We start from the raw sequence: 24518 nt of genomic DNA, 5'->3' as shown, positions 1-24518 counted from the left end.
GCAAGTCCGTGGTCTAAGGGTGAGCACACCCACGCAAACCCACCCGGCCAACCTGGGGCCGGGCCGCACCCGCCCCGGCCACAGGTTGGCCGGGGCGGCGGTTCCGGCGGTCGGATGTGCGGTGACGTTCGTTCCGCCGACCCGGCGAACCTTCCCGGTCAGAGCACCAGCCCTACGAACAGCGGTGGATGCGGCTGCAGAAGAGCCTGCACTCAAACCCGGCACCCGGCCGGCTCCCACCCGCATGCCCAGCGATGGCTCTTCCAGACCCTCACCGGATCCCCCCTCGACCACACCCACCCGGCGCTCGCCCCCGCGAACGCCGCCCCGTACGGCTACTACCAGCGCTTCCGCCGGCGTCTGCTACCCGTCGAAGCCGATCTGCTTCACCAACGGGCCCGCGAGGGCGAGCGAGGTCGCTGTGGCTTGGCCGATCTCGCGGCTGAGGTCGCGTTCTTCGTCGAACTGGGCCTGGAACTGGAGGGCGAGGCAGCCGTCGAGGGCCAATGGGTGGACCAGTTCGTCGGGCTGGACGGCGTCCGAGCGGACATCGCCGTCATACGGACACCGGACGGCCACGGCCGGGTCAAGCTGTCGACGTTCCACACGCCGATGGCCACCAGCATTACGCCGAGGGCGCCGATGAACACACCGGGCGTCCCTCGCCTCACGTTCGTCGTCGACGCCGTCGCCGACATCCTCGACCGCCTACGCGCCCACGGCGCCGAACTCGTAGGCGAGGTGGTGCCATACAGGGACATCTACCGGTACTGGTCTGAATCGTCACCGGATGACCCCGAGTCGGCTTCGGTGAAGAACTCCGGCAGCGCCGGCAGGTCATGGGCGTGGAAGGGGGGCAGAGGCACCTTCCGGGGCCATATTGGCCGGCGACAACGCAAAAGCATGTGGTCTACGAATCGCGCCCGGGACTCTCGCGCCTCTTGTTCTCCCATCTGCGAGCAAGACGCCCTGGCGCAGTCGTGTTCCGCCGCCCCACAACCGCCCTTGGCCCGCCTGAACCCTGACCTGGTGCCCCTGGTACCGGGCAGACTCCGAAGTACTAGCCTGTGGACGTGGATATCTCACACGTAGCTCGCGTCCTGCATCAGCCTGGGAAGCGTCCCCGGGTCGGGCACATCCAGTTCCTCAACTGTCTGCCGATTTACTGGGGACTGGCCCGCACAGGCACCTTGCTCGACATGGAGTTGACCAAGGACACTCCGGACCGGCTGAGCAGTCTGCTGGTCGACGGGACCCTGGACATCGGTCCGATCGCCTGCATGGAGTACCTCAAGCATGCCGACGACTTGGTGCTGCTCCCGGACATCGCGGTGGGCAGCGATGGTGCGGTGACCTCCTGCCTGATCGTCAGCCAGGTCCCACTGCACGAGTTGGACGGGCGCCGGGTCGCCTTGGGTTCCACCTCGCGCTCGTCGGTACGCCTGGCTCGACTTCTGCTGGAGGAGCGGGAAGGGGTCCGCCCGGAGTACTTCACCTGCCCGCCGGATCTGCCGGTGATGATGCAGGACGCGGATGCCGCGGTCGTCATCGGTGACGCCGCGCTACGCGCCTACCTTCACCAGGCCGAGGATCTGGGACTGCTGGTGTACGACCTCGGCGAGATGTGGAAGGCGTGGACTGGTCTGCCGTTCGTTTTCGCGGCCTGGGCCGTCCGCAAGGACTACTTGGAGCAGAACCCCCGCATCGTGCGCGAGGTGCACCGGGCATTCCTGGAGTCCCGGGACCTCTCGATGGCCGAAGTCGACAAGGTGTGCGAGCAGGCCGCCCGGTGGGAGGCGTTCGACGAGCAGGCGTTGCGCCGCTACTACACCGAGGCTCTGGACTTCTCCTTCGGCGAACGCCAGCTTGCGGGGGTTCGCGAGTTCGCCCGCAGGGTTGCTTCGGACTCCGGATTCGATCCTGAGTTGGAGATCTCGGTCCTCCAGCCGTAGTCAGGGCTACCGGCAGAATTCGCGGACCTGCGGAAACGCGGACCGTGGTGTGTGGGTCTCCCGTACTGAGGGGTGAAGTTTCCCGGCTGAACCAACTTCCATCCGCTGGCGTCGCCAGTCCGGGCGGTCGTGCTGGTTCCCAGATTGGGAACCAGCTGGACGCGAGGACTTCGAGGGTGGTGAGGAAGCCCTCGAAGTCCTGCCAAAAGTGAGACGGAACACGGTACTCGCCGTCTGTGCAGGACATCTGTCGTACGGGCCTTGAGGTGGTCAGATGTGACTGAGCGCGCCGCTTGGTTCTGAACGCGATTACGTGACGGCCATGCCAGACGTCCAGGTCGCGAGCGTGTTGACGGTGACGGGGTCGACGCTGGCATTGGCGTCGAAGTCGAAGGCCCGCAGCGACTTCTCGCAGGGAAAGCACGGCCCGGATGCGGCGTTCGGACCTGCGGCGGGCCCGGTCGTCGCACTCGGCCATCAGCAGCTCGGCCAGAAATGCGCGGTAGGACATCTGTGTCGACGATCACGTAATTCGGCTCTGTCGGGGATCTTGCGATGCTTCTTCAACGGCAGGGGTGGCAAGTCACTTCGCAGCCCGTTCTGCCGGCACTGACTCAAGGCGGAGAAGTTCTTCGGCGGAACAGTCGGAATCAGGATCTTCTACCAGGCAGAGATTGAGTCCTCGCTCGTCCTGCCGGACCAGAGCCGACAAAAGACAGGAGTCCTTCGGAGAGTCGATGCGCAGGGAGACGGTGTCGCCGCTGGTGAGCGCGTCGTCAGCGAAGGAGGAACCCGCCTCGTCGGGCGCGCTGAAGAAGCTCCAGTGTCCGGTTGCAGCGTCCGGGCACGATGTGCCTCCCAACATCGCACTGTTCAGGCTTTCCCCCGTCATACCGTGGTCCGCCCGCAAGCGAAGAAGGGCGCCACCCGGGCTACTCCACTCGCCCGCAAGCGCCGACTGATCAATGCGAGCCGCGCCTCCACCTGCATCAGCACAAGCAACGCAGGTCCACGCCAACGTGGCGACCAGAGCCGACCACCGTCTCGCTGAAGTGCTCATCCACATCCCACCCCACACCCGACTGAACGCGTTCAGAATAGACGGCAGGCTCGGACGATCTCACAGCGCAAGGTCCCTGTCGCAGGGTTATGGGCCCAGGAGTACGCGTTGGCGTAGGAGGTGGAGGTTTGCTCGTCCATAGGCCATGCGCTTGAGGAGTTTGACACGGGTGACCTGGCCCTCGACCTGGCCGGAGCTCCATGGGGTGGACAGCCCGGCGGTAACGGCGTCGAAGTCTCGTCGCAGGCCGCTGACCAGCGAGTGGAGGGCTGGTAGGTCGTCAGCAAGGACTCGCTCCATCCAGTCGGGAAGTTGGTCTCCGCGGAGGTGGTGGAGCATTTCGGCGAAGTCGTGGACGTGCCGTGCGGCGGCGTCGAGGTGAGGGCAGGCCGTACGGATCTCCTTCAGTTCCGCGGCGTCGGCGGCCGCGAGGTGCTGGGGGTGCGTCATGATCCAGCGGACAACGCCACGGGGCTTCGGAGCCGGCCTGGGTTGCGGCCGGGACACCGGCTGCTGCTTCCGTCCTGGTTGGCGGGGAGGTCTGAAGGCGCGGAAGTAGCGTCCGAGACACTGGACGCTCCCGGTGAATCCGCGCTCGCGCAGTTCGCGGTGGAGCTGGAGAATGTCGTGACAGCCCTCCAGCCGGCGGGCGTGGAGGTAGGGCTTGTGCTCGTCCAGCACGGACAGTCGTCCGGTGGCCAGCAGTGCCTGGACCGCCACGTATCTCTCTGTCGTGCGGGCCACCAGACGCCGGAGCCGTCCAGGCCAGTAGCCGTGCCGTCCGGCGGGACGAACGGCACGGCTACTGGCCTGGACGGCTCCGGCGTGACCAGGTTCCTTGCGGTTGTCTCCGCTATGACCGGGGTCGCCGAGAATGCGGCCTGTATGCACCCATGGTGAGAGCCGACCGTTCTCTCTACAGCATCCGCGACGTTCCGCCACAGATGCCAGACGTCGGCAACCTGCATCGCCTGCGGGGCACCGTTTCGGGCCCCTTCCGCGTAGGCACCGGCCCGGTCCCGGCAGATCACCTCTACTTCCGGATGGCCCTTGAGCCATGCGGCCAGCGGTTCGGCATCCCGGCCAGGCAGCACGTCCACCGGGCGCCGCCTCCCCAGGTCCACCAGGATCGCGGCGTACGAGTCGCCCTTCCGCAGCGCGAAATCGTCGACACCGAGCACGCGGATTGGCATGACGGGTTCTTCCGGCGCGGCGCGGACCAGACGTAACAGGGTGTCCTTGGCCACGCGCAGGCCCAGCATCCCGGCCACACGGACACCCGCGCGACCGGCCAGCGCGAGAGCGATCGAGGTCAACTGCTCACGAACCAGTGGCGTGTAGCGGGCATGTGGGCTCGTCAGCCCCGCGATCTGCTCAGCGAAAGTCACCGCCCGGCACCCCGGGTTCCGGCACTTGAACCGCCGTACCAGCAACTCGATCACCACATTGGCACCACCGACCGCGGCATCCGCGAGCTGTCGCATGTACCGGCCGTGCACCCGGTCCGAGGCACTACCGCAGTGCGGACAGTCCGCAGCCGCCGAGCGGGCCCGCGCATGCAACGTGACAACCCCGGCCGCGGCCCAGTCCACCAACTCCACCACGACACCGGCCAGATGAGGGAACAGCACCTGGAGACTCCGCGAAGAACACGCGAGACATGATCACAGCCAACGGCTGGTTCCTCGCGTACTCCTCTCCGTCATGCTTGCCGGACCAGGAGCGTGAGCGCAGCCCGGGCCCTGCGCGCCGCGCAGGGCCCAACATGGGGGCCGGCAGCGCGGGTTCGGCCACTTCGTACGGCATCGTGGCCGGTCAGCGATGGTGTACCGGCTCGGCGGGAAGATCGCTGGGTATAGTGCAGGCGTTTCGGGGAACCGGCGACCCGGAGTCGGCCGACCTCACGCGCCACCTCGCGTTCATCGGCATCCGGGACCCTGGCGGAGCCCCGGTGACCCATATCGCTGAGGAGGCTGTCCCATGGAACCCGCCACGCTGATCACCGGTGGCTCGACCGGAATCGGCGCCGCCACCGCCCGCGCCCTGCTCAAGCAGGGCCACCGCGTGGCCGTCACCGGACGTGACGCAGACAAGCTGGCCGCCTTCGCCGCTTCGGCCGGAGCGGGCGAGCGGCTGCTGACGATCACCGGCGACACCAGCGACGCGCACGACGTCGCCTCCGCCGTGCGCCGCGTGGTGGACGCGTGGGGCCGACTGGACAACGTCATCGCCAACGCCGGTTTCTCACTGCCCGGCAACCTGGAGAGCCACGCCCCCGAGGACATGCGCGCCATGGTCCTCACCAACGTCCTGGGCCCGGCCCTGCTGGTGCGGGAGACCCTGCCGCACCTCAGGGAGTCCAAGGGCCGGATCGTGATCATCGGTTCGGTCGCCGGGGTGCGCAACACGCCTGGCAACCTGTACTCGGTCACCAAGTGGGCCGCGCACGCGCTGGCCGAGAACACCCGGCTGCTGGTCGGCAAGGACGGAGTCGGCGTGACCGTCGTCGCCCCCGGGGTGGTGGACACCCCGTTCTGGGACGAGCGCGGCGGCACCCCCGAGGCGACGCCGGCGATGACCGCCGAGCAGATCGCGGACACGATCGTCTTCGCCGTCAACCAGCCCGCGGGCGTGGACATCAACCACATCACCATGCGGCCGACCGGGCAGCTCGGCTGACGCCGCGCTCCCAACGACCGTACGACAAGGCGCCTTGGGCCCCCGCCGCAGACCACGCGGTGCAGGCCGAAGGCGCCTTCGGGCGTCCGGGTGGACGCGCGGCGTCAGGGGGCGAAGTGGGCGCCCCCGGGAAGGACCACCCCGGACCGCTCGAAGCCGGCCACGGTGGGCGCCCCCATCAGGGCCATGACCTCCTCGAACTCACCCATGAGCAGCCGCAGGACGTCCGCGACGCCCTCCGCGCCGGAGTGGACGAGCTCCCACAGGGCCGGGCGTCCGACCATCACCGCGTCCGCGCCCAGGCACAGGGTCTTGGCGATGTCGGCGCCGTGCCGAACCCCGCCGTCGAGGACGACCGCGCACTGCCCGGCGACGGCGTCCACGATCTCGGGGAGGGCGTCGGGGGCACTGCGGGAGAAGTCCAGCCGGCGGCCGCCGTGGTGAGAGACGACTAGCCCGAGACGCCATGCTTGACGGCCAGTTCGGCGTCCTCGCCGGTGAGCACGCCCTTCAGTACCAGGGGCGGGGAGGTCACTTCGCGCAGCCAGGCGAGATCCTCCCAGGTGATCGAGGCGTCGAACTGCTCCTTGGAGTGCCGGGCGACGGCCGACTCCGCGTCCCGGCTGCCGTGCGAGGCGGCCATCACGTCGTGCGCCACGTTGACCGCCCGGATGCCCGGATGCCCGGATGCCCGGGGGCACCGCGAACCCGCTGGCGGCGTCCCGGGGACAGAACGCCACCCTGGGCGCGTCGACGGTGAGGACCAGAGCGCGGAAACCGGCGGCCCCGGCCCAGCGGATCAGGTCCACCGGGAGGTCGCAGCGCTTGAGCCAGTACAGCTGTAACCACAGCGGGCCGGTGGCCGCGGTGACGATGTCCACACACCGACCGCGTCACAAGATCAGCGCCAGAGCCCGTAATTCCCCAGGACGGCGGTCACGCAATTCCCCAGGTCCTCAATTGATCGTGGTCTCCTGGCTGGCGGGCTGATCGGTCCGCCGGATCTTCATCGTTGCTGATCCTGCTGGTCAGGTTGGCCGGCATGTCCCTGCTGCGGGAATTTCAGCCGACTATGTCGACGTTCCTGGCCGCCATCGATGCGTCTGCGCCTGGCCTGGTCGAGGGGCTGTACTTGACCGGCTCGCTCCCTTTCGGTGAGTTCTTCCCGGCGCGCAGCGACATCGACTTTGTGACTGTGCCGGCGAAACGCCCGGATGCCGGCGCGGTTGAGGCGCTGAGTGCGGCGCATGACCTGGTGCGCCGGCAGCATCCGCGGCCGTTCTTCGACGGCGTCCACCTGGTCCGGGACGACCTGGCCAAGCAGCCGGAACAGTGTGCGGACCTGTCGTGCACCCACAACGTGGCCTTTGAGGAGGCTGGCCGCCTCGGGGTGAACCCGGTCCCTGGGTGGTACCGCTCCTAGGGTTTGAGGACGATCTTGCCGTGGGTATGGCGGCGTTCCAGCTCGGTGTAGGCCTCGCGGACCTGCGTGAGCGGATAGGCGCTCGCGATCGGCACCTCGATCCGTCCGTCGGCGATCAGTGCGGCCAGCTCGGCGAGGATCGTGGCGCCCGGCCCTGCTTCTGCTCCTCCGTCGGTTTTCACCCCGTGCTTCGCGGCGGCCGCGAAATCGGCGATGGTGTCGATCCGCTCGTTCGCGACGCCGAGGGCGAGGGCCAGGTCGACGTAGCCGTTGCCGTGGGTGTCGATGAAGGCGTCCACACCGCTGGGCGCGGCGGCCCTGATCCGGTCCGCGACGCCGTCACCGTACGCGACGGGGATCACACTGTGGCTGCTCAGCCACTTGTGGTTGCTCTCGCTTGCCAGGCCGATGACGGTGGCCCCGGTGCGGCGGGCGAGCTGGACGGCGAGCGAGCCGACGCCGCCTGCGGCTCCGGAGATGACGACGGTCTCGCCTTCTTTGGGATCGACTGCACGGACCGCGCCCCATGCGGTCACGCCGACGACGTACAGGCTGCCGGCCACCTCCCATGAGACGTTCTCCGGCTTGCGGGTGAGGTCGCCGGCCTCGACCAGGACCAGTTCGGCGTGGGAGGCGCGCTTGTTGCTGAACCCGATCACCTCGTCGCCGGGCGAGTGTCCGTCGACCTCGGCGCCGACCTCCTCGATGATCCCGGCGAGGTCGCTGCCCTGCCCGGACGGGAACGTCGACGGGAAGATATGTGCCACCGCCCCGGTGCGGATGGCCGCTTCGCTGGGGTTGATGCCGGCCGCCTTGACCCGCACGAGGACCTGCCCGTCGCCGGGAACCGGGCGCTCGACCTCGTCGACCCGCAGGACGTCAATCCCGCCGAACCCGTCGTACCTGACCGCTTTTGGCATGATCTATACATCTCCTCGACGAAGAAAGCCCCGCATTTTGTTGCCATGTAAACAACTTCGTGGCCACGCTACGCCGCAAGAGAGTTACATGTCAACAAACCGGGAAGGACCGTCGGGGCGAAACCGGCCGTCGGTATGTGCCGACAGTCCGGGCCTGCCGGTGGCGCCGGGCGGGCTGGAGGGCGCGCGGCGTCAGGGGCGTGCCGGCTGTGACACTGCCTCAGCAAGCCGACTCGGCCATGCCCCCCTCCGCGCAGGTGCCGTCGGCCTCATCCGGCCCGCTCAACCCGCCGAGGCGGTGCTGCGCATTGAAGTGGTTGTCGATGGCCTCGGTGATGCCGATGAGGGCGTCGAGCTGTTCCGGGGACAGCACGTCGGCGAAGCAGTGGCGGATGCCCTCCACCCAGGCCGGCCAGGCGGCGTCGAACGCGGCGAGCCCCGCATCGGTCATCACGATGTCGTAGCCGCGGGCATCGCCTTCGCTCGGTGCACGCTTGACCGTGCCGCGGGTCTCCATCCGGGAGATCTGGCGCGAGAGGCGGCTCCGCTCCCAGTGCAGCGCAGTGGCCATGTCGCGGGCGCGCTGCCTGTGCTCCGGGATTCTGGAGAGCCTGAGCAGGACCACGAAGTCCGCCTCGGTCAGCCCGAAGTCGCGGGCCAGTCGACGGGCAAGCACCTCGTTGACCTCGATGCGCATGCGCTGGAACCCGATCCAGGCCCGGGTCTCCCGCTCGTTCAGTCGCTCCTGCTCCATGCAGTCGAGCCTACCTAGCTTGTTGGCACGTACGGCCAGCCGGTTTCGTCCACTCCTGGGCACTCCCCAGTTTTGTTGACATGTAACCCTTCCCGGCATAGCGTGGGATGCAAGGTTGTTTACATGGAAACAAACGTCTGGCGGCCGCGTCGGACCGTTCCGGCAGAGAGGTTCCGACATGACCAAGATCGGCATAGTCCTGGGCAGCACCCGTCCCAACCGCAACGGCGAGCAGGTCGCCAAGTGGGTCTACGACGTCGCCTCGCGACGCGGCGACGCCGAGTACGAGCTGGTGGACCTGCGCGACTACCCGCTGCCACACCTCGACGAGCCGATGTCAGCGGCCTGGGGCCCGAACTACCAGCACGACCACACCAAGCAGTGGTCACAGAAGATCGCCTCGTTCGACGGCTTCGTGATCGTCACCCCCGAGTACAACCACTCGACCTCCGGCGTGCTGAAGAACGCGATCGACTACCTGTACCGGGAGTGGAACGACAAGGCCGTCGGCTTTGTCTCCTACGGCGGCGTGGGCGGCGCCCGCGCCGCCGAGCACCTGCGACTGATCGCCGGCGAACTGCAGATGGCCGACGTGCGCCAACAGGTCACCATCTCGCTGCGGACCGAGTTCGAGAACTTCAGCGTGTTCAAGCCCGGCGAGTACACCGAGAACGACTTGACCGTCCTGCTCGACCAGGTCACAGCCTGGAGCAACGCCCTGGCGCCGCTGCGTGCCGCAGCATCGGCAGCCTGACCCGACTCGCATCCTCCACCCTCGAAAAGGAACTTCCCGATGTCCACCCCTACCGTCATCGCAACCGGCACCTACACGTTGGACACCACCCGATCCACGATCAGCGTGAGCCACAAAGCCATGTGGGGCCTGGCAACCGTCCAAGGCACCTTCGCCGCGCAGTCCGGCGGGGCCGAGGTCCACGACGACGAGTCCGCCAGCGGCACCGTCACCATCGGCGCGGCGACCCTGGACACCGCCAACGCCAAGCGGGACGAGCACCTGCGCTCCGACCGTTTCTTCGACACCGCGCACCACCCGACGATCTCCGTGGCCGTGCGCGGCGCAACGCTCGGAGCGGACGGCAAGACCGTCTCCATCGACGCCCAGATCACCATCCGCGGCGTCACCCGTCCGCAGACGCTGACCGCGACCATCACTGAGACCACACCCGACGCCGTGACGCTCAGCACGCGGTTCGAGGTGGACCGCACCGCGTACGGCCTGTCCTGGAACTGGGCCGGCATGCTACGCGGACCCGCCGTCATGGCGGCCACCCTGCGCTTCACCCGATCCTGACGACCAACGACCAACAGGAGTTCGACATGAGCGAGGCACTGGACTGGAACGCGAAGACCATCACGGAGTTCCGGGCGAACGAGGGCAAGGTCGGCGGGGTCTTCGAGGGCGCTCCGATCGTCCTGTTGCACCACCGCGGCCGCAAGAGCCGACGGGAGTACGTCAGTCCGGTGATGTATCTGCCGCACGAGACCGAGCCGGACATCATCTACGTCTTCGCGACCAGTGGCGGAGCGCCCGCCAATCCGGATTGGTACTACAACTTGGCGACTGCCGGCGCCGGCAGCATCGAACGCGGAATCGAGACCTACCAGGTGACCGTCCGCGATCTGGCCGGCGATGAACGCGACCGTGTCTACACCGAACAGGCACGGCGCTACCCGGGCTTCGCCGAGTACGCGCGCCAGACAGCCGGAGTGCGCACGATCCCTGTTCTCGAACTCAGCCGGGCCTAGCCCGCACCCCGAGTACGGATTCCCGGGACACCCCGCAGCAGGTTCGTCCCCTCTTGTGGGTGCCCGGTCGTTCAGGGGCGGTAGACCATCCCCGGCCGGGGCTTGGCGGGGGCGAGCAGCTGCGACACCGTGACGATGGTGTAGCCGCGCCATTTGAGCGCCTTGATGATCCCCGGGACGGCGGGCACGGTCCCCTTGTGCAGGTCGTGCAGCCGGTGCTGTCACCCGCGGTGACCGAGCAGCTCGTCGCCCGTGTCACCCAGGGCCACGGGACGGACCGGCGACCGGAGACCGCCGGGGCACACATCCGACTCGACCGACTCGGCGAGCGGGAACGCGAGGTCGCGGTGGCCGTGGGACAGGGCAAGACCAACGCGGAGATCGCGGCCGAGCTGTACATGAGTCTGGCCACCGTCAAGGCCCATGTCTCGCACATCCTCACCAAGCCGGAGCCGGAGCCGGAACTCACCGACCGGGTACAGATCGCCCTGGCCGTCCACCACGCGGTCTCACCTGGCGGCTACGCGGTCCCGCCGGTCACGAATTCCAGCACTGCCCGGGAGAAGCACTCGGGCTCCTCTACGTGGCCGAAGTGTCCGCTGTTCTCCAGTATCAGGAGCCGTGACTCGGGAATCAGCTTGTCCAGTTCCTCGGCCCAGCGCACCCCGCAGATGACGTCGTGCCGGCCGACGACGACCAGGGCCGGGACTGCGAGCGTGCCCAGCTCCTGGCGGTCGTCGATGACATCCGGAACAAGGTCCTCGTCGAGTCCCGAGATGTGCGTGCAGTTCACGGAGGCGCGAAAGGCCGCCCAGTTCTCCTCCTTGCTGCCCCAGTAGTCCGCGAAGTACGCCGGCAGCAGGCCCCGGACCACGACCGCCATTTCCGCGTCGTTCGCAATGCCGGGTATCGCCCCGAACGCATCGAGGACGCCCGGCAGGTCCGGATGGCCGGCGTGCCGGGCGGCGAACTCCTCGACCAGGCGCATCGCTTCGGCGCCGTGCTCGGGTCCGGTGACCGGAGCGCTCTCGTACAGCACGATTCCGGCGACTCGGTCGGGATGACGCAGGGCGAAGTGCTGGACGACGAAGCCGCCGTGCGAGTGGCCCAGCAGATGGACCTGGGGAACCCCGAGGTGGTCGACGAGCGCGTGCAGGAAGCTGATGTATCGATCCCGCGTGTAGCCGTGAGGGTGGGTGCCGAGGCGGCCGGAGCCACCAGTGCCGATGGGTTCCGGGTACACGACGGTCAGGTGCTGCTCGAGTTCGGGCATCCGAAGGTACTCCCAGGAGATGCCAGGACCGCCGGAGTGTGCGACGCACAGCGGTCCCGTGCCGTGGACGTGGTAGCGCTGGGCAACGCCCTCCACCTCGATGGTGTGGGTCCCCTGGGAGAGTGGGTCGCTGATGGGGGTGCTCATGGTGACTCCGAATCCTGAACTGTTTTTAACCGACTTCTTCCGAGACGGCGCGGCGACGGAATTGCTCACCCACGTATCGCACTCTCAGGCAAGCGAGGGGGAGCCGGTGATCCACCCGCCGTCGACCGGGATCACCTGACCGGTTATGTAAGCGCTCTACGGAGAGCACGCCGCCCGTCTGCACGGGAGACAACCCGCACCCACCATCGTCGTCATTCGGACAGACTCTCCACACGTATTTACAGGGCAGCACCGTATCGGGCGTGGTCCGGCGTGAGTTGGTCGAGCATTGGGATGAGTTCGGCGGCGGGGCCGAAGAATTCCTCAGAGTCGGTGAGTTCGGTGGTGCCGTCGGGCTGGGGGGTGAGAACGAACGAGTACCTGCCGAGGATCGTGTCGAGCGATCCGCCTTTCCCGGACCAGCCGGTGGGGAGCCTCCACGCCGACGATGTCAGTTCTGGTGCTCTGTGTGGGGTTCGGAGTTCAGGGGACCAGTACGATCCGGCCGCGCTGGCCGCCCTGGGCGAGCCGGCCATGGGCTTCGGCGGCCTGCGACAGGGAGTAGATCTGCGCCACGCGCGGCGTCAGCACGCCCACCTCGGCCAGCGCGGAGAGATAGGAGAGACGGGCCGCTTCGGGGCCGGCGATCGTGTGTCGTACCTCCACGCCCCGCTCCGGGGCCGGCAGCACGTCGCCCCTCACGCTCACGAAGATGCCGCCGTCGCGGACAGCCGCCAACGCAGGCGCGCCCAGTGCCGCCGCGTCGAGCACGCCGTCCACACCTTCCGGCACGAACCGGCGCACGGTCTCACTCAGTTCCTCGTCGCGCGACACGAACCAGGTGGCGCCGAGACCGCGGAGGAACTCCTCGTCCTCGGGCCGCCCCTGCGCGACGATCCGCACGCCCCGGGTACGCGCCAGCTCGACGGCGTAGCCGCCCACGGCTCCGGCGGCGCCCGTGACAAGCAAGGTGTCGCGCGGGCGCAGCGGGAGGTGGTCCAGGGCCAGTGACGCGGTCATCGCATTGAGAGGGATCGTCGCCGCGAGCGTCAGGTCCATACCCTCCGGGGCGGGGGCGATGGAGTTGAGGCCGGTCACAAGGTATTCGGCCTGGGCCTTCGTCGGGCGCAACACGGGAGCATCGAAAGCAATTACCGGGGTTCCGACCTTCAGGAGGACACCCGGGCCGACCGCGTCGATCGTCCCCGCGGCATCGAGACCGACACCGGTGTACTCGACGTCCTCCAACGGCCTGAAGAATCCGGCCCACACCGCGGCGTCGGCGGGATTGAGCGCGGCGGCCGCGACCTTGATGCGGACCTCCAGGGGACCTGGTTCTGGGAGGGGAACCTCCAAGACCTCGACGGCCTCGGGCCCACCGACATTCCGCACGACTACTGCGCGCATAATTCTCGTTCATCCCCTTGAATATTCGAACGATCAAGCACTGCAAACGCTGGGCGAGTTGCGATCGCTTTGTAAGAAGGCACTTTCAAGTGCGTTACTCTCCCGACGAACAGATCGCTGCGCGCGAATCTTCAAAAGGATCCCGGGTGAGGTTTCGCCCGCGTCATGATCCATGGGGTGAAATCCGCGCCCGGCAGGTCCGTCGTCGAGTTCCGGCACGACAATGGGTCGTCTCCGCCGGGCGGACAGCCCGCAGGAAAAATTACTGCTGGGCTTTCCGGGTGTCGAAGTGTGCTCGCACTTCGTCGATCTCATCGGTCTTGTCGGCGGCCCAGTCACGTACCTGGGCCGGCAGGCCGTACAGACCCCGTCCGAGCTGGGTCAACTCGTAGGCGCGCGGGCTTCGCCATAGTGGTCATTCATCTCTCCCACCTGGGGTGCAACGCACTAAACGGTGGCTACCTACGCATCGATTGCAACACGCCTGGCGCTTGCGGTGCTCGACTGACCAGGCCTTGCCGGCGCCTCGTCAGGCTGCGGTCATGCCGCCGTCGATGGCGAGTGCGGCTCCGGTGATGAACCTTGCTTCGTCGCTGAGGAGGAAGGCCACGAACGCCGCGATCTCCTCGGGCTGGGCGATCCGCCCGATCGGGTGCAGCGCTCCGGCCACACGGACGGCCTCCTCCGGCGGCATGCCCATGTTGCCGCGGAGCAAGGGGGTGTCCACGCCACCGGTGACGAGGGCGTTGATCCGGATGCCGGCGGCGGCCGTGTCGAGGGCGGCCGACCGGGTGAGCCCGACCACGCCATGCTTGGCGGCGCTGTAGGAGGCCATGGCGGCGGCACCGGTGACGGCGAGGTTGGAGGTGTTGTTCACGATCGCGCCGCCACCGGACGCCTGCAGCAAGGGAATCTGGTACTTCAGGCTGTAGAAGACGCTGGTGAGGTTGAGCGCCAGATCGGCGTCCCACGCCTTGGCGTCGACACCGGCGATCGGGCCCACCGCGGTGGCCGCGCCAACGTTGTTGAAGGCCGCGTCGAGGCGTCCGTGCCGGTCGGTCACCTGCTGGACCAGGTCCGCGACTTGGGCCTCAACGGTCACGTCGGTGGCCACGAAGACGGCGTCCGCTCCGCCGGCGCGAAGTTCGGCAGCCAGCGCGTCGCCGGCTTCTTCGCCGCGGGCCGCCAGGACGACCTTCGCTCCTTCGGCAGCGATCCGCTCGGCGGCGGCACGGCCCATGCCGGAGGTGGCGCCGGTGACCAGGACGACCTTGTCGGTGAAACGTGCTGACATTGCTGCGTACTCCTGCGTGTGCTCGATAGGGCCAATGGGCCTGGGACCCGGCGATGAGGACGCACGCCCCGGGGAGACCCCGAGCCGGTTCGGCCGGTGATTCACCGCGGCTGCGCCCACCCGTACAGGGACCTCAAGGGCTCGTATGCGGACCTGGTAGGTCGACAACCTGCAGCACGTCCGGCCCGGCGAAATGCGTCGAGTCGAACGGCACGCCCGCCGTCATGCCCAGAGCGGTACCGGATAGGTACCTGGTACGTCCTCCGTACCTGGATCGAGTCTCCGGAACAGGAATCAACGCGACAAGAGGGCACTTTGAAGTGCTCAGGTATCACCGAGGGAACCGACCCCGGGGACGGGCGCCGGTCCCGTGATCTGAAGCAGGGTGCCCACCTCGTACCTGGTTACGCTCATATACTTCCTGGTATGACGCGGGTGATCACGGAACCACGAGAGACAGACACCGAACTGTGCGAACAAGGCCATGACCTCATCCGCAGCGTGCTGGAACGCATCGGCGACAAGTGGTCGGTCGTGGTGATCTGCAGGCTCGCCGACACCACCCGCGGGTTCAACGAACTGCGCCGCCTCAGCGGCCCCAGCCCCATTACCCAGCGGATGCTCAGCGCCACCCTGCGAAGGCTTGAGCGTGACGGTCTCGTCACGCGGACCGTCCACAACACCAAGCCCCCGCGCGTCGACTACGCCCTTACCGCGCGCGGGCTCAGCTTGCTGGGCATAGTCCAGTCACTGGCGCGTTGGGCAGAGGACAACTCCGCCGGCATCCTGGACTCAAGAACGACTTTCGACGCCGAACACGCCTGACAGACCGCTGGAACCAACCCGCCGGTGAGAAGCGTAATTCGGCAGGCGAGGGTCAGGGGGAGCCGGTTGCGCTGCGCGATTACGCGGCCGCGGATACAGCCTCCGTGAGGTATCCCGGTACTGTCCGTAGCCGTCATGGCCCTCCGGGGCGGCCTTTCCGGCAGGGAAGGTGAGCAGGTCATCCATGGCCCAGATCCCGGACAACGTTGGCGAGATCCGTGCCCGAGTCCCAGGTGGTCCCGTCGGTCACGACGTCGACCTCAGGGGTGAACAGCTCTGCCACTTCCTCGCATTTCTTCTCGTCCACGAAGCGGACGTAGCGGGCCTTCACCTGCTGCACGCTCACGATCTGGAGAAGAGCGTGACCGGTCGCGGTGAGCGCGTAGTCGACCCGAGGAGGCACCGTCGGATGTACCGCCTGGGACACGACGCCATCTCGCTCGAGACCGCGCAGCGTCGTGCTGAGCATGCGCTGGGTGATCCCGTCGGCCTCCCGTCGCGGCTCGTTGGAGCGACAGGGGCCAGGGCCCAGCCTGCGGATCACGATGACCGACCACTTGTCGCCGATGCGGTCCAGGACGCTGCGCACAACAGCTGAGCGGTCCTCGTCGTTACACCTGCTCTCCTCGTGGTTGTCCACAGACACCTCCCGGAGCGGTTCCCTCGGTGATACCAGGGCACCTCAAACTGCCCTCTTGTCGACCCATCGGATCGGTCCGACGATCGTCGAGTCGGTATTCAACCGACCCTGACCTGCACATGGGGTACTGGAGGATGATCCGTGAAGGCGGTAGCAGTGACCGAGTACGGCGGGCCAGAGGTGCTGCGCCTGGTCGACCTGCCCGAGCCGCATGCGGGACCGGGACAGGTCCGGATCCGAGTGCACGCGGCCGCGGTGAACCCTGCTGACACCCTCCTGCGGATCGGCGACACAGATGGGGCAATGTCCGAGGTGGTGCCTCAGCCCTACAGGCCCGGCATGGATCTGGCCGGAGTCATTGACGAGATCGGCGAGGAGACCGACACCGACCTCGAGCTCGGTGACCGCGTGATGGCCATGGTCGTCCCCATCGACGCCTCGGGCGGCGCCTACGCCGAGCTCGTGGTGCTCGACTCACGGCAGGTGAGCCGCTCCCCCGAGGGAGCGCGGCACGTCGAGGCCGCGACGGTGCCGATGAACGGGCTCACCGCGCGTCTTGCGATCGACGTGCTGTCACTCCCGCCCGGTGCTTGGATCGCGATCACCGGCGCGGCCGGCGCCGTGGGGGGCTACGCGGTGGAACTTGCGAAGGCCGACGGCCTTCGGGTGATCGCCGACGCTGCCGCAGCCGACGTCGATTTGGTGCGCGGTCTGGGTGCCGATGAGGTCGTCGCTCGAGGCGACGGCATCGCAGACCGGATCCTGGAGGTGCGACCAGAGGGTGTCGACGCGGTGATCGACGCTGCTCTCCTGGGCGCTCAGGTAGAGCCGGCGATCCGGCCGGGCGGTCAGCTCGCGATTTTGCGGGGGCCGACGGAACGGGGTGCGAGCCCGCTGTCGGGCCGAGCCGGAGTGCACGTCCGCGACGTCTGGGTGCCCGAATACCGATTCGCCACCGACAAGCTCGAGCAACTCCGCCTTCTGGTGGAAGACGGCAAGCTCTCGATGCGGGTGGCTGCGGTCTATCCCGCGAGCGAGGCCGCTGAAACGCATCGTCGGCTCGAGGCAGGCGGAGTCCGGGGGCGCCTCGTCCTCGAATTCTGAGCGCATACAGTACTTCCCGAGAAGAGAGAGATATGAGTAAGCCCATAGGTGTCGGCGTAATCGGCGCCAGTCCGGGGCCAAACAGCTGGGCGGCGAACTCGCACATCCCTGCCCTGCGTGCAGTGCGCGGCTTCGAGTTGCGCGCGGTCGCGACGAGCCGACGGGCGTCCGCCGATGCCGCCGCACAGGCCTACGGCGTCGAGGGCTTCGACGATGCACGCAAGTTGATCGACCACCCTGACGTCGATCTTGTGGTTGTCGCCGTCAAGGTCACGCAGCACTACGACCTCGTCAAGCAGGCGCTCGCTGCGGGCAAAATGGTCTACAGCGAATGGCCACTAGGTGCGACGTCGGCGGAAGCCAGAACACTGACCGAGCTCGCCGAGGCTAATGGTGTGCGCACAGTCATCGGACTCCAATCGAGGTTTGCGCCCGCAGTGCGCCGCATGCATGACCTTGTCAACGAGGGCTATCTCGGCCGGATACTGGCAACCACGGTGATCGGGTCCGGCGTGGCCTGGGGAGCGACGACAGACCGAGCTCACGCCTACATGTTCGACGCCGCCAACGGCGCGACCACTCTCACTGTGCCGACGGGCCACGCCCTCGACGCGCTCACCTACGTACTCGGCGATATCACCAGCGTCACCGCAACCCTCGGAATCGGTCGCGGAGTAGTCCAGATCGCAGACGACGGCGCGGACGTGCCAGTGACAGCACCGGATCAAATTGCCGTGACCGCCGGCCTACGGTCGGGAGCCACCGCGTCGATCTTCTACCGCGGAGGCTTGTCTCGCGCCGGTGATCTGCGGTGGGAGATCAACGGCACATCGGGCGACCTGTTGTTGACCAGCCCGGTGGCGAACGGGAACATCCAGGCCACCGAACTGACCTTGGCAGGCGGGAGCACCCCGGAAACAACGCTGAGCCACCTGGAGTTGCCGCAGCCTGCCGACCCGGAACTCGCCGCGGTCCCGGTCGGACCTGCCCGTAACGTCGCCGCACTCTACGCGGCGTTCGCCGAAGACCTGGCCAAAGACACCTGCAACGTACCGGACTTCGCGCACGCTCTCACGATCCAGACGTTGATAGCAGACATCCAGGCTTCGGGCGCCCGTTGAAACGCAAGCCGGGACAGGTCCAGCCCGCACATTCGGCTGTCCGTTCCCTGGCAGGAAATCACTGGGCATCGCCAGGGAACTACTGAACGTCGTCGCCGGGAACCCGTGCCCATTGCGGACCAAGCGAATTGAACTGAGGTGTACCGGAGCGGGGTCGCAGCCACGGCAAATGTCTGTCGTGGGGCACGCGTCCAGTCGGCCCTGACCCGTATCGGGTAGCACCCGCCCACGCAGCACCGCGTCGAGGTTGTCGGCCGACCACTGCGACGGGTCGGGGATCTCACATGCTCCCCCACTTGCTTCTGATGCAGCCGAGGAGGCTTCGGATGGCAGAGTCAATGGACTTCAACGAGATGAATAAGAAAGTTGTCGCCGAGTACCGCGACAATGGCGGCAAAGTTGGTGGGGTATTCGAGGGCACGCCGTTGGTCCTAGTGCACCACGTCGGCGCCAGGTCGGGTGTCAAGCGGATCACGCCGCTGGCCTACTTCACCGAGGGCGGCCGGATCTTCGTGTTCGCAACTAAGGGCGGGGCCGACGACAACCCTGCCTGGTACCACAACCTTCTCGCCAACCCGAGAGTCACGGTTGAGCTTGGCACCGAGACGTTCGAAGTGGTCGCTCTACCGCTTTCGGGCGCTGAGCGCGACGAGTATTTCGCCAAGCAGGTCGCCGTGGCGCCGCACTTTGCTGAGTACCAACGCATGACTACCAGGGTCATCCCGGTCGTTGAGCTTCGACGGGACCCCTGAGATCGACCGGCAAATGGATCACTTGAGGAGACGGTTGGTGGGTCGGCCATCCCAGCGGTAGCGGCTGCGTGCCTGCCAGATCAGCATGCGAAGTGTGACGAGGGTAGCGGCGAGGTAGAGGTAGAAGTCCACGACCCTGCCGTTTCTCTCGGTGCAGCGCCGAAGCGTGCCATAGCCGTTCATCCACGAATGCGTGCGCTCGACGGGCCAGCGCCTGCCGGCCTGGACCGGGGCGGGCACACCCTTGCGGGCGATCTCGGCAGTGACCCCCAACTCGGCTGTCAACGCACGGGACCTGATGCTGTCGTAGCCCCGGTCGAGATTGACGTTCACGGTGTCCGACCTGCTCCTGCGCGGCGTCCAGGGTCAGTCCGAGCAGTGGCGAGTCATGCCTATTGGCCCCCCTCGGAGACGATCCCCAGCGGGACGCCGCGGGCGGCGCAGGCGGCGGAGCGCTTCAGCCCCAGCTTGCCCCGGTCGACCGGCGAGCGGCCGGCCTTCGCCCCGCCGGACGGGGCCTTGGGACCAGCGCGAGCGCGACGTGCTCGAAGACGGTTCGGTCGGGGATCCGGCGGCGGTGACAGCTCAGCGGGTGGCCGACGACGAACTCCTCCCGGACGGGGCGGATCGCGGCGAACTGGTCCCACAGGGGTTCGAGCCGGCAAGACGGCAGTGCGGGCACGGCCCCCCTTCGTGATCACTGAGCGTAGAGATGACGAGCATGAGGTATGCGCAGGGCAGCGGGTCGACCGACCCTGAGCTCAGGGCAGGTTCACCACGGGAGGTTCCCGGATCGGTCGATGAACTGTCCCGTCGGCCCGTCCGGGCCGATCGTCGCGAGGGTCACGATGGACTCTGCGCCGTCGGCGACGGTGTGTCCGAGGCCGCCGGTGAAGTCGGTCGCGGTCTGCCCGGGGTCCGCGGCGTTGACCTTCACGTCCTTCAGTTCCTTGGCGTACTGCGTCGTGAGCATCGTGACCGCGGCCTTCGAGGCGCAGTAGAGGGGCAGGGCATAGTGCGACTCGATCCGCGCCGGGTCCTGGGTCATGCCGAAGGAGCCCATCCCGCTGGACACGTTGACTATGACGGGGTTCGGCGACGTGCGCAGCAGCGGGAGAAAGGCGTGCGTGACGCGCACGATCCCGACGACGTTCACGTCGAGCACGGCGCTCACGTCGGCCGCGGTGTACTCCTCGACGGGGCCGACCTTGCCGAGGACGCCGGCGTTGTTGACCAGGACGTCGATGGTTCCCTCGTGCGCGGCGACGTCCGCGGCCGCGGCCCGGACCGAGGCGTCGTCGGTCACGTCGATCTGAACGAACCGGGCGCCGAGCGCCTTCGCCGCGGCCCGACCGCGCTCACGGTGGCGGGCACCGAGGAGGACGGTGTGCCCCGCCGCGACGAGGCGACGAGCGGTTTCAAAACCGAGGGATTTGTTGGCCCCGGTGATGAAGGTGGTGGTCATGCTTGCTCCTCCGGACTCCGAACAGCACGCTCGTGCGCTGTTCACGCACTTCATGCTGGGTCTTCGGGAGGGGCGGCGGGAGCTACGGAACTTCCTGGTACGGCGCGTACCACCCGGCAGCCCGGTCCACCGGACGAGGCGGAACCCGGGCCTTCATTTCTCGCGGGCCTTCATTTCTGCGGAGACATCCTCTGGACTCCGATGGCCGCAAGGAATTCGAGTTTGCTGCGGGCGTCGGTGCCTGGCTGCGGCGTGTACACCACGAGGCGGAGGTTCGTGTCCTGGGTGTTGAGGATGTCGGAGTTCATGGCGATGTCTCCGACATCCGGGTGCTGGACAAGTTTGTGCGCACTCTGGTGACCGCCCACCGCTCGGCGGCTCCACAACTCGCCAAACCGTGGGCTGAGGTTCAGCCTCGATACCAACGCCGCGAGGTCGGGATCGTCGGGGTACCGGCTCGTCGTCGCGCGCAGGTCGGCGACGAGGGACTCCTCGAACGCCGCCCGCTCGGCCGCCGTCTGCCGGACCCGGGGCAGCTCACCCAGGAACTGCCAGACCAGGACGTTGCGCTCTCCCCCACCGCGGACCGTGGGATCGCCGAACGTGGCCGCGAACAGCGGATTCCAGTGCAGCAGCTGCCAGGTGGCGTCGTAGATCGCCAACGGGTTACCGGCGAGCTGGTCCACGATCCGGTACAGGCTCCCCGGGATCATTCGCGGAACCCGGCTCGGATCCGCTGCATGGCCGGCCATGCGCAAAAGGTGAGCGTGCTCGTCGTCGGACAGGTGCAGGGCGCGAGCCAGGGCCGAGCAGACCTGCGCCGACGGCGTCGCCACCCGTCCCTGCTCCAACCGGACCACGTACTCGACCGAGATGCCAGCCAGCGTCGCCAGCTCCGCGCGCCGCAGACCGGGGACCCGACGGGGTGAGCCGTGTGCGAAGCCCACCGTCGCGGGATCCAGCCGGTCCCGCCACGCCCGCAGCGCGGCACCGAGTTGATCCATGCACACCATCCTCCCGCACACCCTGCCCCGCTGGGTGGTACGCGCTGTACCACGAAGCCCCGTAGCTCCCGCCGACGCTCCCCGGGGCTCAGTGTCGAGTCGTGAACGGCGCACAACGATGCTGTTCGGAGTCAGGAGGAGCCGGCATGACCACCACGTCGAACCACTACGTCACCGTGCTGTGGGAAGCCCGGGCCACATCCGCGAAGGAAGCCGCGATGAAGGCGTTCATGACAGCCGCCGTCACCGCATCACGCTACGACGCGGGCAACATCGACTACGAGGCTCACCAGGTCGAGGGACAACCGGGCGCGTTCGTCATCCTCGAGCGCTGGGAGAGCCGCGAGGCCCTCGAAGGCCACCTGCACGCACCCCGCATGCAGAACCTGGTGCCCCAACTGCTGGAACTGATGGACGGCAGCATCGAGGACGGCATCCGCGTCCTGCAGCCGTTCCGCCCGGCACGGTAGGCCGACCCGGAGCACGGCGGTCGTGATCGTCGTCCTCCGATGCCGAGCGGCTTCGAGCAGCAAGACAGCCGCGCTGGCACGGCCGTCCTTCGTGATCACTGAGCGTAGAGACTCCATGATCACGTGGACCCGTGCCTGCTCTGCATCCTCCTCCACACCCGATGCCTATTGCTGGTCGTTCCAAGCTTGACTCCGTCCGGAGCGCGTCGTGGTTGGTCGGTGCGGGCTCCTTCCAGTCCGTGCGGATGGGGTTCCAGCCGTTGCTGAGCCCGTCCTCGTAGGCGTTTCCGTTCTGCGTGACGATCGCAGTGATCTGTTGCGGCCGCCGGAGGGCCAGCCGGAACCCGGTGGGGCACCGTAGTCGAACACGTAGAGCGCGTGCCGGTCGAAGCCCACCGCGTCAGTGAAGCCTTCGACGATGTCCGTGAGGGCTTCGAAGGTGCAGGTGAAGCTGTCACGGTTCGGCATGTCGGACTGCCCGAAACGGGGCAGGTCGGGTGCGATGAGGTGGTCGCGGTCGGCCGGTTGCGGGACGAGGTCCAGGAACAGGTGGCCGGAGCGGGCGCGGGCGCCCATCCGCTCGGCCATGAAGCGCTGAGTGTCCGGGGCGATCATTCGGTCTTCCTCGGCGATGAGGGACCAGCTCGGGCGGTCCTTCCACAAGGGCCGCTCCATCGGGGCGCCGATACCGGACACAGCGATGGGACGCTGCACGGCGGCCAGGACCGCCTGCTCCTCGGAAGAGGCGTTCTGCGCGAAGACGCTCGAACAACGGCGGTATCGTCATCGTCTCCCTCCTGCCCGCAGTACCCGTCGGCGCACTCCGGACCAGCCCGTCCGGTCCGAGCCGCAAGTCGCCGTAGGAGCGTGCCAGGCGTGAACACAGAAGGTGACCGCCAACGACCCCGACGACCGCCCCGTGTCCTCCGGGCACTACTCCGCGACAACTCCCGCCCTCGCCGACAACCGCGGTCAAACGGTCCTCACCGGCGAGGAGGAGAGCTCCGTATGAGGTCATGGGCGGCAGACGCGTTCCACGAGGTTCTGCCAGGCGAGTCCGATGCGTACCCCGACCTCGTCGACGGCGTCGGAGAGCTCGTCGGATGACAGGTACAGCAGAATGGGTCCGTCCAGGGCGCCGGTGAGTTGGACAGCGAGCATGTCGAGGTCGGCACCGGCGAGTTCGAGCTGTCCGAGCAGCATGCGGATGTGGACCCGGGACATCGGCGTACGTGAGCCGATCGGTATGGGTTTGCTGCCGTCCAGGGCGGCACGGGCAATGTCGCGATGCGCGACCAGGAATTCGGCTCGGGCGCGTCCATAGGCGATCAGTCGGTCCAGCGGCACAGCACCGGGACCCAGAGGAGGCGGGCCGGAGAGCACCTGCGCCTGGAAGGCGTGCTCGTCGTCGTCCAGCAGGGCCTGGAAGATGCCGGCCCGGGTGCCGAACCGGCGGAAGACAGTGCCCTTGCCCAGACCTGCCTGCTCCGCCAGTGAGTCCATGGTGAGGCGGTCCGCACCCTGCTCGGCAAGCATTCGGCGAGCCGTAGCCAGTAGGTGGCGCCGGTTGCGGACCGCGTCGGCGCGCTCGCCGGACGGCGGCCCCCAGGCAACGGATCCGGTCACGAGTTCACCCTACCAACGACGTAAACGGGGTATAGTCCGCTTATGATCCGTGGTCGCACGGCAACTGGCTGCCGCAGCTGGCCCATCGTCGATTGGAATGGTGCTGACATGCCGCTCACCGGGGAATACGAGCCGAGCGCGTTCGACTTCGCCCGTGACCAAGTCGACCTGTACGAGCGCTCCGGTGGTACCGAGGGCACGGACAACCAGGGGGGCAAGCCGGTCATCGTGCTGACGATGATGGGGGCGAAAAGCGGGAAACTGCGCAAGACGCCGCTGATGCGTGTCGAGCACAACGGCGAGTACGCCCTCGTCGCGTCGCTGGGCGGAGCACCCAAGCACCCGGTCTGGTACTACAACCTGACCACGAACCCGCACGTGGAGCTCCAGGACGGCCCGGTCAAGAAGGACTACCGGGCCAGGGAGGTCGACGGCGAGGAGTACGACGTATGGTTCGAGCGGGCTGTGGCGGCCTGGCCGGACTACGCCGAGTATCAGAAAAAGACCACCAGGAAGATGCCCATCTTCGTTCTCACGCCTGTCGACGCGTAGCCGCAGACGTCCGAGTCCCGGGACAGGCTACGGGTCCGGCCGGTCCTTTCGGTGGAACAGGATTACCGCGCTCGCTCGGATCGCTGTGCCAACAGAGGTGGATGCCGATGACGTGGACAGTGACGCTTTCGTCGGATCCGGTGGCGAGGACGCAAGTCAACTCCCCTGCTGTTGAGTGTGGTTGTTGGACGACACCCAGGAGGGCGTGTGCGGAGCCGCAGACACCCTCCTGGGCAAGTACAGGGAGCGCCGCCTGCAGCAAGTCAACGGCGGCGTGGCCGGC

Annotated in this window: 28 protein-coding genes and 5 pseudogenes; 14 read left to right on the top strand and 19 right to left on the bottom strand. The window is 67.6% G+C overall.

Going from position 1 to position 24518, the window contains the following annotated elements; genetic code table 11:
- Positions 1-363: 363 nt before the first annotated feature.
- On the bottom strand, positions 364-606 hold the full coding sequence (locus ACFWXC_RS51410; RefSeq protein ID WP_384490973.1) for a hypothetical protein: 243 nt from the start codon (positions 604-606) through the stop codon (positions 364-366).
- 494 nt (positions 607-1100) lie between these two features.
- On the opposite strand from ACFWXC_RS51410, the gene ACFWXC_RS51405 reads away from it, so the two are divergent.
- Positions 1101-1952, top strand: a complete 852-nt coding sequence (locus ACFWXC_RS51405) for a menaquinone biosynthetic enzyme MqnA/MqnD family protein (RefSeq protein WP_384490975.1) — start codon at positions 1101-1103, stop codon at positions 1950-1952.
- 336 nt (positions 1953-2288) lie between these two features.
- On the opposite strand, the pseudogene ACFWXC_RS51400 reads toward ACFWXC_RS51405, so the two are convergent.
- The 4 genes and pseudogenes from ACFWXC_RS51400 to ACFWXC_RS51385 form a co-directional block, all read right to left on the bottom strand.
- A pseudogene (locus ACFWXC_RS51400) lies at positions 2289-2466 on the bottom strand (ATP-binding protein); the annotation flags it as partial.
- A 69-nt stretch (positions 2467-2535) separates the two neighbouring features.
- Complete coding sequence (locus tag ACFWXC_RS51395) at positions 2536-2844, bottom strand: hypothetical protein (RefSeq protein WP_384490971.1); 309 nt, start codon at positions 2842-2844, stop codon at positions 2536-2538.
- Positions 2845-3099: 255 nt separating this feature from the next.
- Positions 3100-3732: a transposase gene (locus ACFWXC_RS51390; RefSeq protein WP_384490969.1), complete on the bottom strand. Its 633-nt coding sequence runs from the start codon at positions 3730-3732 to the stop codon at positions 3100-3102.
- A 245-nt stretch (positions 3733-3977) separates the two neighbouring features.
- A pseudogene (locus ACFWXC_RS51385) lies at positions 3978-4604 on the bottom strand (ISL3 family transposase); the annotation flags it as partial.
- 388 nt (positions 4605-4992) lie between these two features.
- Here ACFWXC_RS51385 and ACFWXC_RS51380 point away from each other — a divergent pair.
- Positions 4993-5691 (top strand): SDR family oxidoreductase, encoded by a 699-nt coding sequence (locus ACFWXC_RS51380; RefSeq protein ID WP_351743866.1) that lies wholly within the window; start codon positions 4993-4995, stop codon positions 5689-5691.
- A gap of 104 nt (positions 5692-5795) precedes the next feature.
- On the opposite strand, the gene ACFWXC_RS51375 is transcribed toward ACFWXC_RS51380, so the two are convergent.
- On the bottom strand, positions 5796-6074 hold the full coding sequence (locus ACFWXC_RS51375; protein WP_384490967.1) for an alpha-hydroxy-acid oxidizing protein: 279 nt from the start codon (positions 6072-6074) through the stop codon (positions 5796-5798).
- Positions 6075-6142: 68 nt separating this feature from the next.
- Positions 6143-6349: an alpha-hydroxy-acid oxidizing protein gene (locus ACFWXC_RS51370; RefSeq protein WP_384490965.1), complete on the bottom strand. Its 207-nt coding sequence runs from the start codon at positions 6347-6349 to the stop codon at positions 6143-6145.
- A gap of 354 nt (positions 6350-6703) precedes the next feature.
- Here ACFWXC_RS51370 and ACFWXC_RS51365 point away from each other — a divergent pair, with 354 nt between their 5' ends.
- Positions 6704-7114 carry a hypothetical protein gene (locus tag ACFWXC_RS51365; protein ID WP_384490963.1) on the top strand — a complete coding sequence of 137 codons (411 nt, stop codon included), beginning with the start codon at positions 6704-6706 and terminating at the stop codon, positions 7112-7114.
- On the opposite strand, the gene ACFWXC_RS51360 is transcribed toward ACFWXC_RS51365, so the two are convergent.
- Both ACFWXC_RS51360 and ACFWXC_RS51355 read right to left on the bottom strand, forming a co-directional pair.
- Positions 7111-8034: an NADP-dependent oxidoreductase gene (locus tag ACFWXC_RS51360; RefSeq protein WP_384490961.1), complete on the bottom strand. Its 924-nt coding sequence runs from the start codon at positions 8032-8034 to the stop codon at positions 7111-7113. The two genes, ACFWXC_RS51365 and ACFWXC_RS51360, sit on opposite strands and share 4 nt — an antisense overlap.
- 220 nt (positions 8035-8254) lie before the next feature.
- The gene (locus ACFWXC_RS51355; RefSeq protein WP_384490959.1) at positions 8255-8788 is read right to left on the bottom strand and encodes a MarR family winged helix-turn-helix transcriptional regulator; all 534 of its coding nucleotides are present in this window, start codon (positions 8786-8788) and stop codon (positions 8255-8257) included.
- 178 nt (positions 8789-8966) lie between these two features.
- Between ACFWXC_RS51355 and ACFWXC_RS51350 the strand changes: the two genes are divergently transcribed.
- The 3 genes from ACFWXC_RS51350 to ACFWXC_RS51340 are packed head-to-tail and all read left to right on the top strand — an operon-like array spanning position 8967 to position 10555.
- The gene (locus tag ACFWXC_RS51350) at positions 8967-9542 is read left to right on the top strand and encodes an NADPH-dependent FMN reductase (protein ID WP_384490957.1); all 576 of its coding nucleotides are present in this window, start codon (positions 8967-8969) and stop codon (positions 9540-9542) included.
- A 39-nt stretch (positions 9543-9581) separates the two neighbouring features.
- The gene (locus ACFWXC_RS51345; RefSeq protein ID WP_384490955.1) at positions 9582-10100 is read left to right on the top strand and encodes a YceI family protein; all 519 of its coding nucleotides are present in this window, start codon (positions 9582-9584) and stop codon (positions 10098-10100) included.
- 26 nt (positions 10101-10126) lie between these two features.
- The gene (locus tag ACFWXC_RS51340) at positions 10127-10555 is read left to right on the top strand and encodes a nitroreductase family deazaflavin-dependent oxidoreductase (protein ID WP_384490953.1); all 429 of its coding nucleotides are present in this window, start codon (positions 10127-10129) and stop codon (positions 10553-10555) included.
- 71 nt (positions 10556-10626) lie between these two features.
- On the opposite strand, the pseudogene ACFWXC_RS51335 reads toward ACFWXC_RS51340, so the two are convergent.
- Positions 10627-10767: pseudogene (locus ACFWXC_RS51335) on the bottom strand (polysaccharide deacetylase family protein); the annotation flags it as partial.
- Between ACFWXC_RS51335 and ACFWXC_RS51330 the strand changes: the two are divergent.
- Positions 10768-11061 (top strand): annotated as a pseudogene (locus ACFWXC_RS51330) (response regulator transcription factor); the annotation flags it as partial.
- A gap of 14 nt (positions 11062-11075) precedes the next feature.
- Here the strand turns inward: ACFWXC_RS51330 and ACFWXC_RS51325 are convergent.
- The 3 genes from ACFWXC_RS51325 to ACFWXC_RS51315 form a co-directional block, all read right to left on the bottom strand.
- Positions 11076-11975, bottom strand: a complete 900-nt coding sequence (locus ACFWXC_RS51325; RefSeq protein ID WP_384490951.1) for an alpha/beta fold hydrolase — start codon at positions 11973-11975, stop codon at positions 11076-11078.
- A gap of 483 nt (positions 11976-12458) precedes the next feature.
- Positions 12459-13382 (bottom strand): NADP-dependent oxidoreductase, encoded by a 924-nt coding sequence (locus tag ACFWXC_RS51320; RefSeq protein ID WP_384490949.1) that lies wholly within the window; start codon positions 13380-13382, stop codon positions 12459-12461.
- A 529-nt stretch (positions 13383-13911) separates the two neighbouring features.
- Positions 13912-14676, bottom strand: coding sequence for an SDR family oxidoreductase (locus ACFWXC_RS51315; protein ID WP_384490947.1), 765 nt, complete (start codon positions 14674-14676; stop codon positions 13912-13914).
- A gap of 426 nt (positions 14677-15102) precedes the next feature.
- Between ACFWXC_RS51315 and ACFWXC_RS51310 the strand changes: the two genes are divergently transcribed.
- Positions 15103-15501 (top strand): winged helix-turn-helix transcriptional regulator, encoded by a 399-nt coding sequence (locus tag ACFWXC_RS51310; protein WP_384490945.1) that lies wholly within the window; start codon positions 15103-15105, stop codon positions 15499-15501.
- Between the two features lie 178 nt (positions 15502-15679).
- Here the strand turns inward: ACFWXC_RS51310 and ACFWXC_RS51305 are convergent, their stop codons facing one another.
- On the bottom strand, positions 15680-16147 hold the full coding sequence (locus tag ACFWXC_RS51305) for a winged helix-turn-helix transcriptional regulator (protein WP_384490943.1): 468 nt from the start codon (positions 16145-16147) through the stop codon (positions 15680-15682).
- Between the two features lie 150 nt (positions 16148-16297).
- Between ACFWXC_RS51305 and ACFWXC_RS51300 the strand changes: the two genes are divergently transcribed.
- The 3 genes from ACFWXC_RS51300 (at position 16298) to ACFWXC_RS51290 (ending at position 19118) form a co-directional block, all read left to right on the top strand.
- Positions 16298-17245 carry an NADP-dependent oxidoreductase gene (locus tag ACFWXC_RS51300; RefSeq protein ID WP_384490941.1) on the top strand — a complete coding sequence of 316 codons (948 nt, stop codon included), beginning with the start codon at positions 16298-16300 and terminating at the stop codon, positions 17243-17245.
- Between the two features lie 32 nt (positions 17246-17277).
- Positions 17278-18366 (top strand): Gfo/Idh/MocA family protein, encoded by a 1089-nt coding sequence (locus tag ACFWXC_RS51295; protein WP_384490939.1) that lies wholly within the window; start codon positions 17278-17280, stop codon positions 18364-18366.
- A gap of 326 nt (positions 18367-18692) precedes the next feature.
- The gene (locus ACFWXC_RS51290) at positions 18693-19118 is read left to right on the top strand and encodes a nitroreductase family deazaflavin-dependent oxidoreductase (protein WP_384490937.1); all 426 of its coding nucleotides are present in this window, start codon (positions 18693-18695) and stop codon (positions 19116-19118) included.
- A gap of 18 nt (positions 19119-19136) precedes the next feature.
- Here the strand turns inward: ACFWXC_RS51290 and ACFWXC_RS51285 are convergent.
- The 3 genes and pseudogenes from ACFWXC_RS51285 to ACFWXC_RS51275 form a co-directional block, all read right to left on the bottom strand.
- Positions 19137-19800 (bottom strand): annotated as a pseudogene (locus ACFWXC_RS51285) (transposase).
- 90 nt (positions 19801-19890) lie between these two features.
- Positions 19891-20583, bottom strand: a complete 693-nt coding sequence (locus ACFWXC_RS51280; RefSeq protein WP_384490935.1) for an SDR family NAD(P)-dependent oxidoreductase — start codon at positions 20581-20583, stop codon at positions 19891-19893.
- Between the two features lie 170 nt (positions 20584-20753).
- Positions 20754-21587 (bottom strand): helix-turn-helix transcriptional regulator, encoded by an 834-nt coding sequence (locus tag ACFWXC_RS51275; protein WP_384490933.1) that lies wholly within the window; start codon positions 21585-21587, stop codon positions 20754-20756.
- Positions 21588-21733: 146 nt separating this feature from the next.
- On the opposite strand from ACFWXC_RS51275, the gene ACFWXC_RS51270 reads away from it, so the two are divergent.
- Positions 21734-22057: a putative quinol monooxygenase gene (locus tag ACFWXC_RS51270; protein ID WP_384490931.1), complete on the top strand. Its 324-nt coding sequence runs from the start codon at positions 21734-21736 to the stop codon at positions 22055-22057.
- A gap of 165 nt (positions 22058-22222) precedes the next feature.
- On the opposite strand, the gene ACFWXC_RS51265 is transcribed toward ACFWXC_RS51270, so the two are convergent.
- Complete coding sequence (locus ACFWXC_RS51265) at positions 22223-22672, bottom strand: alpha/beta fold hydrolase (RefSeq protein ID WP_384490929.1); 450 nt, start codon at positions 22670-22672, stop codon at positions 22223-22225.
- A 274-nt stretch (positions 22673-22946) separates the two neighbouring features.
- Here ACFWXC_RS51265 and ACFWXC_RS51260 point away from each other — a divergent pair, with 274 nt between their 5' ends.
- Positions 22947-23069, top strand: a complete 123-nt coding sequence (locus ACFWXC_RS51260) for a hypothetical protein (RefSeq protein WP_384490927.1) — start codon at positions 22947-22949, stop codon at positions 23067-23069.
- Between the two features lie 2 nt (positions 23070-23071).
- Here the strand turns inward: ACFWXC_RS51260 and ACFWXC_RS51255 are convergent, their stop codons facing one another.
- Positions 23072-23683: a TetR/AcrR family transcriptional regulator gene (locus ACFWXC_RS51255; protein ID WP_384490925.1), complete on the bottom strand. Its 612-nt coding sequence runs from the start codon at positions 23681-23683 to the stop codon at positions 23072-23074.
- Between the two features lie 108 nt (positions 23684-23791).
- Between ACFWXC_RS51255 and ACFWXC_RS51250 the strand changes: the two genes are divergently transcribed.
- The gene (locus ACFWXC_RS51250) at positions 23792-24235 is read left to right on the top strand and encodes a nitroreductase family deazaflavin-dependent oxidoreductase (protein ID WP_384490923.1); all 444 of its coding nucleotides are present in this window, start codon (positions 23792-23794) and stop codon (positions 24233-24235) included.
- Positions 24236-24518 lie beyond the last annotated feature (283 nt).

The organism is Streptomyces sp. NPDC058683, from assembly GCF_042716195.1.
Taxonomy (GTDB): Bacteria; Actinomycetota; Actinomycetes; order Streptomycetales; family Streptomycetaceae; genus Streptomyces.
The sequence above is the reverse complement of the archived record's forward strand: the minus strand, read 5'-3'. Positions and strand labels throughout refer to the sequence as shown.

Bases quoted from the DNA above. Each gene is read 5' to 3' on its own strand.
- ACFWXC_RS51395 (WP_384490971.1), bottom strand. From the start codon at position 2,844: ATGACGGGGGAAAGCCTGAACAGTGCGATGTTGGGAGGCACATCGTGC.
- ACFWXC_RS51380 (WP_351743866.1), top strand. From the start codon at position 4,993: ATGGAACCCGCCACGCTGATCACCGGTGGCTCGACCGGAATCGGCGCC.
- ACFWXC_RS51360 (WP_384490961.1), bottom strand. From the start codon at position 8,034: ATGCCAAAAGCGGTCAGGTACGACGGGTTCGGCGGGATTGACGTCCTG.
- ACFWXC_RS51355 (WP_384490959.1), bottom strand. From the start codon at position 8,788: ATGGAGCAGGAGCGACTGAACGAGCGGGAGACCCGGGCCTGGATCGGG.
- ACFWXC_RS51350 (WP_384490957.1), top strand. From the start codon at position 8,967: ATGACCAAGATCGGCATAGTCCTGGGCAGCACCCGTCCCAACCGCAAC.
- ACFWXC_RS51345 (WP_384490955.1), top strand. From the start codon at position 9,582: ATGTCCACCCCTACCGTCATCGCAACCGGCACCTACACGTTGGACACC.
- ACFWXC_RS51340 (WP_384490953.1), top strand. From the start codon at position 10,127: ATGAGCGAGGCACTGGACTGGAACGCGAAGACCATCACGGAGTTCCGG.
- ACFWXC_RS51325 (WP_384490951.1), bottom strand. From the start codon at position 11,975: ATGAGCACCCCCATCAGCGACCCACTCTCCCAGGGGACCCACACCATC.
- ACFWXC_RS51320 (WP_384490949.1), bottom strand. From the start codon at position 13,382: ATGCGCGCAGTAGTCGTGCGGAATGTCGGTGGGCCCGAGGCCGTCGAG.
- ACFWXC_RS51315 (WP_384490947.1), bottom strand. From the start codon at position 14,676: ATGTCAGCACGTTTCACCGACAAGGTCGTCCTGGTCACCGGCGCCACC.
- ACFWXC_RS51310 (WP_384490945.1), top strand. From the start codon at position 15,103: ATGACGCGGGTGATCACGGAACCACGAGAGACAGACACCGAACTGTGC.
- ACFWXC_RS51295 (WP_384490939.1), top strand. From the start codon at position 17,278: ATGAGTAAGCCCATAGGTGTCGGCGTAATCGGCGCCAGTCCGGGGCCA.
- ACFWXC_RS51290 (WP_384490937.1), top strand. From the start codon at position 18,693: ATGGCAGAGTCAATGGACTTCAACGAGATGAATAAGAAAGTTGTCGCC.
- ACFWXC_RS51280 (WP_384490935.1), bottom strand. From the start codon at position 20,583: ATGACCACCACCTTCATCACCGGGGCCAACAAATCCCTCGGTTTTGAA.
- ACFWXC_RS51275 (WP_384490933.1), bottom strand. From the start codon at position 21,587: ATGGATCAACTCGGTGCCGCGCTGCGGGCGTGGCGGGACCGGCTGGAT.
- ACFWXC_RS51270 (WP_384490931.1), top strand. From the start codon at position 21,734: ATGACCACCACGTCGAACCACTACGTCACCGTGCTGTGGGAAGCCCGG.
- ACFWXC_RS51265 (WP_384490929.1), bottom strand. From the start codon at position 22,672: ATGATCGCCCCGGACACTCAGCGCTTCATGGCCGAGCGGATGGGCGCC.
- ACFWXC_RS51250 (WP_384490923.1), top strand. From the start codon at position 23,792: ATGCCGCTCACCGGGGAATACGAGCCGAGCGCGTTCGACTTCGCCCGT.